Annotated in this window: 11 protein-coding genes; 8 read left to right on the top strand and 3 right to left on the bottom strand. The window is 34.6% G+C overall.

The window, feature by feature from the left end; translation table 11 throughout:
• The first annotated feature begins 90 nt into the window (after positions 1-90).
• Genes HYQ40_03575 through HYQ40_03555 form a run of 5 tightly spaced genes read left to right on the top strand, consistent with a single transcriptional unit; the run spans position 91 to position 5,831 of the window.
• On the top strand, positions 91-1,242 hold the full coding sequence (locus HYQ40_03575; GenBank protein ID MBZ6526843.1) for a glycosyltransferase: 1,152 nt from the start codon (positions 91-93) through the stop codon (positions 1,240-1,242).
• A 14-nt stretch (positions 1,243-1,256) separates the two neighbouring features.
• Complete coding sequence (locus tag HYQ40_03570) at positions 1,257-2,675, top strand: lipopolysaccharide biosynthesis protein (GenBank protein MBZ6526842.1); 1,419 nt, start codon at positions 1,257-1,259, stop codon at positions 2,673-2,675.
• 19 nt (positions 2,676-2,694) lie between these two features.
• Positions 2,695-3,990, top strand: coding sequence for an O-antigen ligase family protein (locus HYQ40_03565; protein ID MBZ6526841.1), 1,296 nt, complete (start codon positions 2,695-2,697; stop codon positions 3,988-3,990).
• Positions 3,987-5,048: a hypothetical protein gene (locus HYQ40_03560; protein MBZ6526840.1), complete on the top strand. Its 1,062-nt coding sequence runs from the start codon at positions 3,987-3,989 to the stop codon at positions 5,046-5,048. The genes HYQ40_03565 and HYQ40_03560 overlap by 4 nt, the downstream gene beginning before the upstream one ends.
• Positions 5,049-5,066: 18 nt before the next feature.
• Positions 5,067-5,831, top strand: a complete 765-nt coding sequence (locus HYQ40_03555; GenBank protein MBZ6526839.1) for a glycosyltransferase family 2 protein — start codon at positions 5,067-5,069, stop codon at positions 5,829-5,831.
• A 257-nt stretch (positions 5,832-6,088) separates the two neighbouring features.
• Here the strand turns inward: HYQ40_03555 and HYQ40_03550 are convergent, their stop codons facing one another.
• Positions 6,089-6,721, bottom strand: coding sequence for a GyrI-like domain-containing protein (locus HYQ40_03550; protein MBZ6526838.1), 633 nt, complete (start codon positions 6,719-6,721; stop codon positions 6,089-6,091).
• Between the two features lie 174 nt (positions 6,722-6,895).
• On the opposite strand from HYQ40_03550, the gene HYQ40_03545 reads away from it, so the two are divergent.
• Positions 6,896-7,855 (top strand): hydroxyacid dehydrogenase, encoded by a 960-nt coding sequence (locus tag HYQ40_03545; GenBank protein ID MBZ6526837.1) that lies wholly within the window; start codon positions 6,896-6,898, stop codon positions 7,853-7,855.
• Between the two features lie 111 nt (positions 7,856-7,966).
• On the top strand, positions 7,967-10,075 hold the full coding sequence (locus tag HYQ40_03540; GenBank protein MBZ6526836.1) for a pullulanase: 2,109 nt from the start codon (positions 7,967-7,969) through the stop codon (positions 10,073-10,075).
• Between the two features lie 62 nt (positions 10,076-10,137).
• On the opposite strand, the gene HYQ40_03535 is transcribed toward HYQ40_03540, so the two are convergent.
• Positions 10,138-10,590, bottom strand: a complete 453-nt coding sequence (locus tag HYQ40_03535) for a threonine/serine exporter family protein (GenBank protein MBZ6526835.1) — start codon at positions 10,588-10,590, stop codon at positions 10,138-10,140.
• Entirely contained in the window at positions 10,578-11,360 is a 783-nt protein-coding gene (locus HYQ40_03530; GenBank protein ID MBZ6526834.1) for a threonine/serine exporter family protein, read from the bottom strand. The genes HYQ40_03535 and HYQ40_03530 overlap by 13 nt, the downstream gene beginning before the upstream one ends.
• Before the next feature lie 404 nt (positions 11,361-11,764).
• Between HYQ40_03530 and recX the strand changes: the two genes are divergently transcribed.
• Entirely contained in the window at positions 11,765-12,595 is an 831-nt protein-coding gene (gene recX / locus HYQ40_03525; GenBank protein MBZ6526833.1) for a recombination regulator RecX, read from the top strand.
• Position 12,596: the final 1 nt, after the last annotated feature.

Genomic DNA, 12,596 nt, shown 5'->3' with positions numbered 1-12,596 from the left:
CGTTATGGAGTCAAATTGTTATGTAAATAAAAGTGATTAGTATAAGAGAGTAAGAATTTATAGAATGACGTAAGGATGGGGATCGTTAAGATGAGCCAAAAAGTGAATAAACGTATTCTTCATATTATGAGTAGTCATGGTGGTGGAATATCAACATTTATCCGTAATTTAGCAACAGAGATTCATCGTTTTGGAATTGTGTTTGACGTGGTGACTTATGAGCAATGTCCACAAGAATTTGTAGAGGCCATTCAGCGAACAGGTGGCGATGTTTATCAAATAAAAAACCCTAAAAAAGAAGGGTGGAAGCAATTTTATAAATCTTTTTCTAGGGTTATTAAGTTGTATAACTATGATGTTATACATTGTCATATTTCTGGCTATCGTGCTTTAGCTTATAAGTCTATTAGTACTTTCAAAAGCGATGCAGAATTTATTATTCATGCACATTATTATGTGGATGATAATCAATTAACAGTTCCCAAGCGTTTTTTGCATTATCTTAATCAAATGATTAATCAAACAACTTCAGCAAAATTCGTAGGCTGTAGTCGAAATGCTGTTCAAGCATTATTCAGCTATAAAATCGAACGAAAAGATATGGTTATCATACCCAATAGTATTAACCCCGCTGATTTTTTAATGGAGCCTGATGAAGAAATTAGCTTGCGTGAACAGGGACGAGCTAAATACGCGATTGCTGATGATACGTTAGTAGTTGGACAAGTTGGTAGATTAGCACCAATCAAGAATCATGCGTTGATGATTCAAGTAGCTGAATTAGTTAAGATGAAGAAATTAAACATTAAATTTTTGATTGCTGGTAGTGGTGAACTTGAAGAAGAATTACAGAATCGAATTAAAGTGAATCAATTAGAAGATTATGTTCAATTAATTGGACGTGTTTCTCCAATCGCAGACCTATTTCCAGTAATGAATGTACTACTGTTCCCATCGATAAACGAGGGCTTAGGAACGTCTGCTATTGAGAGTCAAGCTGCAGGAGTACCAGTTGTTTTATCTAACACAATTCCGATGGAAGTAGAACTAGGTATAGACTTGTTATATCGTGTAGACCTAAACGCTACACCAAATGAATGGTTGAAAGAAATTCTTAAAGCGTCTAAAAATAGAAGTGTAGAATCTAGTGATCGATTAATGGCTCTTGAAAGAAATAATTATACAAATATTCAAGCAGCAAAGCTTTATGCATCATCAATCGCAGAATACACGAATTATTAAAGGTGATATAAAAAATGAAACAATTTATGAAACGACTTATGGGATTTAGTATGGGACCCATATTAGGAGCAGCTATTTCGTTGATTCTATTCCCGATATTTACTAATGCCCTATCTACTGTTGAATATGGAAGAGCAGCGACTTTTCAAACTTTAATAGTACAAATTCCAAATTTTATATACATTGGAATGGACCAAGCTTTCACGCGTGAATATAATCATATGAAAGATAAACGGAATTTAATGCAACAAGCAATGATACTACCTTTATTACTTGGTATTTTATTAATAGGTGTATCAGCCATCTTTTCAGTTTCATTCTCTGAATGGCTATTCCAGTCTGGAGAATATTATTACATAGTATGGTACGCAGGAGTATGGGTGTTAGCAACGATTTTAGAGCGTTTTATACTTCTAAGTATACGGATGCAAGAAAAGGCAATTGAATACTCGTTTTACAGTTTACTTCTAAAAATAGGAAACTTTATTATTTCAATGGGAATGATTTTCCTAGGAGTAAGAGATTTCCGTGCTGTTGTATATGGTTTAATTTTTGGTCAAATATTAGCAGATTTAGTGTTATTTATAAAATATCGCTCATTATTAGACTTTAGTGGATTCAAAATTGACCCTAAACTTATTAAGAAGATGTTTATATTCGGTACTCCGATTATGATTGCAACTTCACTTGCAGCGGCATTGAATTCAATAGATATAATTGTATTGACTGAATTTTCAACACTAGAGGATAGAGGGATTTATAAAGCAGGAAGCCAAATTGGGAGTATTATTGGAATCTTGAAGACAGCATTTGCGAGCTTTTGGATTCCGACGGCATATCGTTGGTATGAAGAGAATAAATCTATGAAACACTACAAGTTTATCAGTGATATTATCTTGTTCTTATTGTCAGGCTTGTTCTTTGTAATCTTAGTTCTAAGAAATCCAATAGCCTTAATTTTAAGTCCGAATGGAGAATACTTAGACGTTCAGTACATCATGGGATTATTAGCATTCCCACATATTATGTATACTTTGTCTGAAACAACGACATTGGGAATCGTATTTTCAAGAAAGACACATTATAATATCTTTGTGAGTATAATGTCATTGGCTGTTAGTGTGGTTATCAACTTATCACTGACACCATTTATAGGTTTCCGTGGTGCTGCATTGGCATCTACTGCTGCTTATATGGTTTTCTATCTTGCAAGAACGTATTTTTCAAGTCGGACAGGTTTTTATTTTGGACAAAAGAAACAAGTTATTACTATGCTGATTATGATAACAGCAGGTTTAATTAATTTATATCCATTGAATTATAGTATCTATTATACGATTGGATTAGGTCTATTGGCGTTAATTGTCCAATTACCCACAATTAAAACTGCAATAGAAATTAAGAATAATCCAGCAAATTGGGATTTTACTTAACAGTTAGAAGGTGAACAACATGCGAAAATATTTAATACTGATAGTAGCAACCGTTTTTCTAGGAACAGAAATCCTAGCGATACCTACTCCAGTAGCACAAATTACACTGTATCGATTACTTGTTATTGGCATGATAGCTATTTTGGGTTATCAAATTAATAAACAAGATCCTAACATCAAAATCATGCCTAATAATACTGCCACAGTTATTACAGCGGTCTATCTTTTTTGGTGGGTATGGGGAGCGGTATCTGTTGTTTGGACGTTAGATGTAATGAATTGGTTCCAAGCGATGTTTCTACTTACTTTAGGTATTAGTAGCGTGGTCGGTTTGTACTTGTGGACAAATAATCTTGATACTTGGAAAGTTCTAATCAAGACAATTTGGATAATGATGACCTTACTTGCGCTTTGGGGACTTTATGAGATTTTTACAAATCATTATATTTTCGCAAATTTAGAAGCATTAGATAAGAACAACACATTTACAACGCAACCATCAACGCGAATACCTATCACAACCTTTGCGAATCAGAATGATTACGCTACTTTATTATTAGCGTATTTGCCAGTTAATTTAATAATGCTCAATTTATCGCGTCACTCCTTACGTCGCTATCTGTATGTCATACCAATTCTATTAACAGCATATTTAGTTTATCGTAGTGATTCACGAATGATTTTAATGAGTTTTGCATTATTCTTTTTATTGGTATTGTTATTGCAATTCAGATGGAATATTAAAAGAAAATACGTGGTGACTGGAATTGTCTTGATGCTTATTTTAGTTATTGCTGTCATCATTTTCATTCCAACAATTAACGATACAGTGTCTCACTTATTTTACTTAGGGGGAGACTTCTATAATACGGGAGATTCGCGTAGGATGAATTTATGGCGAAACGGTTTAGTATTTCTAGCAGAAACGTTTGGCTTTGGGGTAGGAGCTGGAAATATTGAAACATGGATGGGACGAGTTCCATTTTTACCTATTGATGAATTTACGAATATTCACAATTGGTGGCTTGAGATTTTAGTAGGGTATGGCGTTTTAGTTTTTGTATTATACGTGATGAGCTATGGACTATTAATTCGGTCATTGAACCGACTCCGTCATCATGAATCAAAAGTTATTCGTCAAATTGCCATAAGTTTTATAGCTTTCCTAGTTGTGTATATATTCGCAAGTATAACGAGTGCGAATAATATGCTGATTGAATGGCATTGGGTATACTTTGGAATCATGATTAGCTTTGTGAAGCTGTTGGAAATGAAAGACATTACGAAACCTAAAAAGAATGAGGTATTAAAATGAGTTTAGCAACAATAATTAGTGAGTTATGGCGCTTTGTTAAAGATAATATTGTAAGGATATTAATTGGTGCTTTAGTTATATCTATCATCACAGTCGGTGCACGTTACTTTATTACTGACATCTTATTATCTGACCGCCAAGAAGCTGCAGATTATCTTGAGAAAGTTTATACTCAAGAACCAAGTTCGTTTAAAGCAGTTGTAACAATTGAAGACGGGCAAATTTTCTCTAATCCACATCTTTATGATGATTACTTCACTTCACCACAAGTGGTAGCAGCTGTGGAAGAAGAGACTGGAATTGAAATTCAAGAAACTTTAGATAGTGAGCGACTGTTAGAATTATTTAAGACACCAACATTCCGTGGATCGATTTCTGCTGTACGTGATAATGCTTCTGGGGTGTTTATATTCCGAGTTTTAGCAGGACAAACACCTGAAGAAAACTTAGCTATTGCTAACGCATATCGCGACTTATTAGCATCAGGTGAGATTCCTTTTATGGAGAATCAGTTTGCTGATATCACGCTAGAACCAATGATTGGTGAAGTTGTTGATACAGAAGAATATTTAAGTTTACCAACTGTTGATACTTTAAGTATATATCGTTCGAATAATGCACGATCATTAATTATTTACGGTGTCCTTGGTTTAATCGTAGGATTAATCCTAACAACGGGTATTATCTTTTTACAACGACTACGTAAAAATAAAATTAATTATGCGTTTGAATATGCATGGGATCTTGATGATCAGCACATTTTGGTTCATAGTAGTCATACAGATTCTGTCTACAATGTTCAAGATGCGATTCGAATTCCAGCTGTTAATTCTCGTTGGATAATTTCACAAAGTGCCTTATCAGAAGAGATTAACGATGTTGATGAGACATCGGAGCGTTTTATTTCGAAGTTACAAGAAGTTAAGAGTGACGAATTAGCACCCAACCAAATTGTTATCGTCATTCAAGCGAATCACACAGAAAAACGCTGGTTAAAAGATCAGATGACAATGGCCACTTTATATAATGTGCCACTGAAGTTAGTTCATGTGTATTAAAGAAGGAGGCTTAGAGAAGTGCCAACTTTTGAAGAGGATTTAGTATCGATAATAACACCTTTATACAATGCAGAACGCTTTATAAGTGAAACGATAGAAAGTGTAATCAAGCAAACTTACACCAACTGGGAAATGATTTTGGTTAATGATTGCAGTCAAGATACTTCTGTTGAAATTGTTAAAAACTTTGCTAAAACCGATAAAAGAATAAAATTAGTAAATTTAGTTGAGAACAGTGGGGCAGCAGTTGCTCGTAACACTGGGATTGAGAATGCGAAAGGGAAGTATATCGCTTTTATTGATAGTGATGATTGTTGGTCAGAAACGAAATTAGCTGAACAACTTACTTTTATGCAAACAAATCAATATGGCTTTACATATACTGACCTTGCTTTAATTAATGAGAATGGAGAGGTGTTAAAGGATCAAGTAAATGTTCCAGCATCATTTACCTATACTCAACTACTTAAAAACACTGCCATTGCTTGCTCAACAGTAATAATTGACCGAAAATTAGTTGGAGATTTTCGGATGCCACTTGTTCGAAAAGGGCAAGATACAGCTACATGGCTAATGTTGATGCGCGAGCGACAAGTAAGTGCTTATGGCGTTCAAGAAGTACATAATTATTATCGACAAGTTCAGGGGTCAATCTCAAGTGATCGTATTGGCGCCTTAAAACGCACTTGGAATACATATTACAATTTAGAAAAACTCCCTCTACCAAAAGCAATATATTACTTTACATGCTACGTGTTTAATGCGATTGCACGTAGATTATAGTAAAAGGTCTGAAGCACAATTATGTGGTTCAGGCCTTTTTTTGTCATATAATTAAGTAAAAAATGGAGGAATAACATGAGAAAGATAGTATCCTAGAGGCAATCACGTTAGATGAATATTTACCTTCTGAGACTGATAATTTAGAATGGCTGTTTGATACAAATAGGATTCCGTGGCAACAATGAATTTCTCGCTGGCACATTAATATGCAAGTAATTATCATTTTTCGTTAGCTATATACGCATCATAACTATGTATTAAAGTTCTTTAATAGGATGACGTAAAATGGTTTTTAACTTCTCAGGCTGTGCTTTACGTGGGTCAGATAAGTAAATCTCGTGATGACGTCTCGTTTCACTAAAATCTAAGACATAACCTTCTTTTTCTACATAATCATGCATGATAGCAACTGAACGTGGCTCAGCATCATAGGACCCAACATGCATCATTTGAACAGTCAGTCCTTCAGTCATCGTTTCTAGCTTTACAGAAGAACAATCAATCTTTTTCTTTGTGAAAGCCTCAGTCTTAGCCCACTCAAAAACGCTTTGCGTAACAAAATCAGGCATTCTTAGTGTCATAATCCACTGGAAATCTTCTTTTCTAGAGGCATCCACACCATGAACTCCTTCTTGCCACCAGTATCCTTCAAGAGGTGGTACAACAAAAAGGAAGAAATGATCAATGATATAACCATTTCGATAACTCATTCGAATCGTATAAGCCAGACTATATAGTTTTTTGATTGATTTTTGGTATAACCCATCAACCTCATTTGGATCACCATGTCCTTCTATCGTCAGAAAGTTCATTGATGGAATGTTGATAACATCAGGCTTCGCTTTTGGTCTATAAAACTGCTTTTCTTCTTTTTTAAAATCAAAAGGCATATTTTACTTCTTCCTTTACTATTAATGATATATTACTACTATAATCGATTAGTGGAGATTGAACAATAAAGGTATTCTAAAAGAAAAGAATTTAATTTGTTTTTTTTGTTTTTTAGCTTGCAAGCGTTACCTTGAATCGTATAAACTAGTCATATTGAATAATTGGAGGATATTATGAAAATAAGCTTATTAGAACCATTACGTGTACCAAAAGAATATATTGAAGAATTAGCTAAGCCGTTAAAAGAGTTAGGTCATGAGTTTGTCTACTACGAGAATAAAACAACAGATCCAAATGAGTTGTATGAACGAAGTAAAGATTCAGAAGTTATCATTATTGCAAACAATCCATATCCTAAAGAAGTCATTGATAAATTAACGACAACTAAATTTATCGACGTGGCTTTCACTGGAGTAGACCATGTAGATAATACGAGTGCAAAAGAAAAAGGAATCAAGATCGCGAATGCATCTGGATATGCTACTCAAGCAGTTGCTGAGTTATCGATTGGTTTAGTATTAAGTGTTTACCGTGCAATTAATCAAGGAGATAAAGATATTCGCCAAGGAGAAGATTTCCCAGGACTTATTCAAGGACAAGAAATTCATGGTAAAACAGTGGGAATTGTAGGAACAGGAACAATCGGTATTCACACTGCAAAGTTATTTAAAGCGTTTGGTGCGAAAGTAATCGGATATAACCGTTCTGAGAAACAAGAGGCTATTGATGCCGGTATAGAGTATGTCTCACTTGATAAACTTCTTGAAGAAAGTGATATTATCTCAGTTCATCTTCCAATGACAGACGATACTAAGCATACAATTGGAAAAAATGAAATAGAAAAAATGAAAGATTCTGCGATTATTATTAACGTTGCAAGAGGTCCGATTATTGATAATGATGCTTTAGCAGAAGCATTAAATGCTGGAACGATTGCCGGAGCTGGGATTGATGTCTTTGACATGGAGCCACCTATTCCAAATGCATATCCATTACTTCACGCAAAAAATGCAGTTTTAACGCCACATGTAGGCTTTTTAACTGATGAAGCAATGGTGCTTCGTGCTCAAATTGCATTTGATAATGTATTGGCATATATTAATGGTGAAGATAAAAACATCGTATCTAACTAATATAGAAATGACGCAAAGTCAGATAATATTGAGGAAGATCGTTTATTTGATCGTATCAATATCATCTGGCTTTTTAATTAATAACTGAAATATACTTTTGGGGGATAATTTATGGGTATTAAAGTACAAAATAAATTAATATGGCAAGAAAAAGATGAACAATTTGCATATAGTGGACCACTTGGACCAGTTTTACATAAAGATGGAACAGCAATATTAAGACTATGGTCGCCGAGTGCTGACTCAGTTCAAGTGCTCTTATATGATAAAGATGATCAAGATAAACTAATAGCTGAAGTTGAGATGGAGCGTCAAGATAAAGGACTATGGGATATTACTCTGTCAGAAGATAATATCAATGAAGTAACTCACTTTGAAAATTATTGTTATCATTATCAAATTAACCGCGGTGAGGAATCTGTACTAGCTTTAGATCCATATGCTAAATCATTAGCTACTTGGAATAGTCATGATCCAGCTTCTTATATTGCCAAAGCAGCGATAGTAGCTCCAGACAGATATGGGGTGGAATTAGATTTTGCTCAAATAGAAGGCTATAAAAATAGAGAAGATGCTGTTATTTATGAAGTGCATGTTCGAGATTTTACGTCAGATTTATCAATCAAAGATGAATTACATCACCGGTTCGGTACGTTTGAAGCAATGACTGAGAAGCTGGACTATATTCAATCACTTGGTGTAACGCATGTGCAATTATTACCAGTATTAAGCTATTATCATGCGAATGAATATGCAACCGGAGAGCGATTCTTAGAATATAAATCTTCATGGACCAACTATAACTGGGGTTATGATCCCATGCATTACTTTGCATTAACAGGTATGTATTCAATTAACCCAGAGAATCCGTCATCGCGTATTGGTGAGTTTAAAGAATTAGTGAATGAAATTCATAAAAGAGGTATGGGAGTGACACTTGATGTGGTTTATAACCATACAGCAGAACTTCATATCCTTGAAGATTTGGAACCTGAGTATTATCATTTCATGAACAAAGATGGTTCTTCAAGAACAAACTTCGGGGGAGGACGTTTAGGAAGCACACATTATATGACACGACGATTAATTATCGATTCAATGAAATACCTAGTTGAAGAGTTCAAGATTGACGGCTTTAGATTCGATATGATGGGGGATTTAGATGCTGAAACTGTGCAAATGGCATACGATGAGACAGCGAAAATTAATCCTGATATCTTGATGATTGGTGAAGGTTGGATTACTTATGTTGGTGACGAGAAGGCCAACGACGTCCAAGCGGCCGATCAACATTGGATGAAAGATACTGAATCAGTTGGTTCGTTCTCAGATGAGATAAGAAATGAACTGAAGTCAGGATTCCAAAGTGAAGGGATGCCTCGTTTTATTACAGGTGGAAGACGTAAGGTTGAGAAGATTTTTGACAATATAAAAGGACAACCACATAATTTTGTAGCTGATCAACCAGGTGATGTCGTTCAGTATATTGAAGCACATGATAATTTAACTTTACATGATGTTATTGCACAATCGATTAAGAAAGATCCAAAAGACCATACTGATGAAATTCATAAACGGATTCGTTTGGGTAACTTGATCGTTTTTACATCACAAGGTATAGCTTTTATTCATGCTGGGCAAGAGTATGGAAGAACTAAACAATTTAAACACCCTAAGTTCAAAACCATGGTTGAAGAGTGGAATGATATACCTGATAACTCAACGTATTTTACGGATAAGAATGGAGAACCAATTGACTATCCATATTTTATCCATGATTCTTATGATGCGACAGATGTAATAAATAAGTTTGAATGGGAAAAAGTAAGAGGAATTAATGGGTACTCAATTGAGAATGCAACGATGGAGCATATGAAAGGACTTATTAGATTACGTCAGTCAACAGATGCTTTTAGATTAGCTGATAAAGAATTGATTGATCAAAATGTTGAATTATTAAACGTACCGGAGATTCGTGAGAAAGATGTAGCGATTGCCTACAAAGTCTCTGGAACAAAAGGTGACGAGTATATTGTTGTCTTGAATGGTAATAAGAGAGGACGTACATTCACACTTCCAGAATCAGTAGACGTTGGGCACGTTATCGCGGATAAAACGCGTGTAAATACAGAACCACTTAACAATCCAGAAGGTATCGAATTCCTTAGTTCAAATCAAATAAAACTAGCTGGCTTAAGTTCAGTGATATTCAAAAAATAATTTATTAAAGAAAAGCACCCGATTTCGCTAAAAGAAATAGGGTGCTTTTTCGCTAAGTAAATTTATTTTTTCAGATTAAGCATTTTAAAACGTATGTGCATATATATTTCTAGGACTGAATCTGTAAAGAATACACCTAATGCAATAGCACCAGCAATCGAAAGGGTCTGAATCAAATAGTAATTACTTAAGTTGTAATCACCTTGGATAAAGTAGAGTGCTGTTTGATAAATTGCAGAACCTGGTACGAAAGGGAAGAATGCAGGAATATAGAATATAGTAACCGGAGCCTTAAAGCGACGAGCAAAAAACTGTCCAATTAAAGATACAACGCTACAAGCAAAAAATGTTGCCAAAGCGGCACCCATTGGATTTGCTAGTAAAAGATAAACAAGATACCCGGCACCTCCAGCATACCCAGTTTTAAAAATAAGCGAACGAGGTGCTTCAAGTGTAATAGCAGCTGTTATTGTAGCTACATAAGCACCAATAACTTGAATGATTATACCAACCATGAAGTGACCTCCCCGTAGAAGTATAGACCGATTGCAACACCGATAGCTAAACTAAGAGCAATAACGATGGCATCAGCAACTCGAGCGACACCAGAGATATAATCTCCTTTTAACATGTCTCTTAATCCGTTAGTAACTGCCGTACCAGGGTAAAGAGGCATTAATCCAGCAATAATAATTACGTCAGTTGAGATGTCTAATGGAACGGTTGCAACAAGCACATTGGTCAAAAATGCTGTAAGTAAAGTTGAAGCAACGCCGTAAATAAATCCATTCAATTGAAATAATTCTTTAAGAATACGCGAATAAGCTACGAGTAACCCAGTAAAAATAGAAAATACACTATCCCAGAAGCCACCACCGAGTAAAACAACAAAAGCTACTACTAATATAACGGTCGCGATATCTTTACTAAATACGGTGTAATCTGAATCGTCAACAACTTCTAGACGTTCAGCAGCTTCATCAATCGTAATCTCACCACTTGTAAGTTGGCGTGAAATATTATTAACCCGGTATATTTTATTCAATTGGTTGCTACGATCGGTAATCCGGCGGACTAGCGTAATGCCTTCAATTTCAGGATCAGAGTCATCTAAAGTAACATACAAGCCTGTAGTATTCGTGATTACTTCGGTGTTAGAAAGACCACTCGTTTGCAAAATTCGACGAACTGTATCCTCAACACGATAACTTTCTGCATGAGACTCCAACATAATTCTTCCTGCAGTTGTAGCAACTTCAACAATTTTTTTATATTTTTTCTTCATAAAGATATCACCCACCTTTGGTAAATAATTCGTTAAGAGACATCGAAAATATGGTAACATAGAAAGAGTATAATCACTATTCAATTTAGATTAAATTTTAGGAAGGAGTGACCACATGCCATTCGTATATATTTATCTTGTTTTTGCCTTTGAGCGTAAAGATAAGCAAACAATTTATATATCTATCGATGATAACAAAAAGTCATTATATCAGTTATATTTTAAATATGATACAGAATGTGCTAACTTTCAAAGGGTACTCCACATGTATTCATTGGAGATGGAACAGCATAAATATTCTGTAAGAAACCAGCTTGAATTTATTTATAAATTCATTGAAACAAATCCATTTATGTATGAATATCAATATACAATATCAAACAAGAGACAGTAGGATGATATAAATGAAAATAACCAAAATCTCACAACAACAGAAACAATCTAACCGCTATTCACTCTTTATTGATGAAGAATTCTTTATCGGTGTTGATCAAGAAATTCTAATAAAATATGCGCTTCATAAAGATCAAGTTGTTGACCAAGACTTATTAGATAAAGTTAAATCAGCAGAAAATGATCACAAATTATACTCTGCTGCAATTAACTATTTGTCTTATGGAATGCGCTCAATTAAAGAGATGCGTGACTATTTAAACAAGCAAAAGGATAAAAAAGAAAATTATGATCCATCAGAAGAAGTAATTGAAGAAACTCTTGAACGATTAATTCGACAAGGTTATTTGAATGATCTGGAATATGCTAAGAGTTATGTAAGAACGAACTATACATTAAAATCAAAGGGGCCAACGGTCATTCAGAATGAATTGAAAGTAAAAAAAGGGATTAACGAAATGGATATTCTAGAAGCATTAGATGAATATCCTGTTGATGAGCAAAGTGAGAATATACAGAAATTAGCCGAAAAGTTTATTCGCACTAAAAAGTCACTCCCACCAAAGATGATGCGAAATAAATTATATACACATCTAATCAGTAAAGGATTCGATAAAGATATAGTGAATCAACATATGAGTGAGTTAACATTTGAGGAAGCTGTAGATAATCAAGTTGAGATGCTTGAAAAAGAAGCTGAAAAGTATCTAAGAAAACATCAACGCCGTTTTAGTGGTTATGATTTGAAACAAAAAATAACACAAGGCCTTCTTGGTAAAGGGTATGACTATGAATTTATAAAGATCTGGCTTGAGGATAACGAACAAGAACTAGAGAAGTAGA

It is taken from the genome of Aerococcaceae bacterium DSM 111021, assembly GCA_020112395.1.
Lineage (GTDB): Bacteria > Bacillota > Bacilli > Lactobacillales > Aerococcaceae > Ruoffia.
Note: the sequence above shows the minus strand (reverse complement) of the source record. Positions and strands in the feature narration are given on the sequence as shown.